Source organism: Erwinia sp. PsM31 (genome assembly GCF_030433775.1).
Classification (GTDB): Bacteria; Pseudomonadota; Gammaproteobacteria; order Enterobacterales; family Enterobacteriaceae; genus Erwinia; species Erwinia aeris.
This window is the reverse complement of sequence record NZ_JARUWZ010000088.1, coordinates 1-269: the sequence shown is the minus strand read 5'-3', so window position 1 is coordinate 269 and position 269 is coordinate 1. Positions and strand designations below refer to the sequence as shown.

Sequence of the window (269 nt, the reverse complement as noted above, 5' to 3'; positions counted from 1 at the left end):
AGTCTTGCGAGTCTGCGGATTGACTGCATAGCAGCCGGGGAAGGTAACAACGGTGCCGCGCGTGATCGTGCCGCCCAAGCCAACAACCGTGATAGCTGCGCCACTTTGCCCTGCGCCGCTGACGATGGTGCCGCCGACGTTCTGCGTGCCGTTCGTATGCACATCGACATTCTGATCCATCGCGATATTCAGGCCAAGCGAATCGACCATCATGCCGGACTCATACTGCTGCCCGACTTTGCTGCCGGGGTTGAACAGCCCTGCCAGGC

General features: G+C 60.6%; 1 protein-coding gene. It reads right to left on the bottom strand.

Annotated features, from left to right (window positions below; translation table 11 throughout):
• The coding region (locus QCD69_RS22580) for a hypothetical protein (protein ID WP_301253580.1) at positions 1-269 on the bottom strand (269 nt) is incomplete at both ends.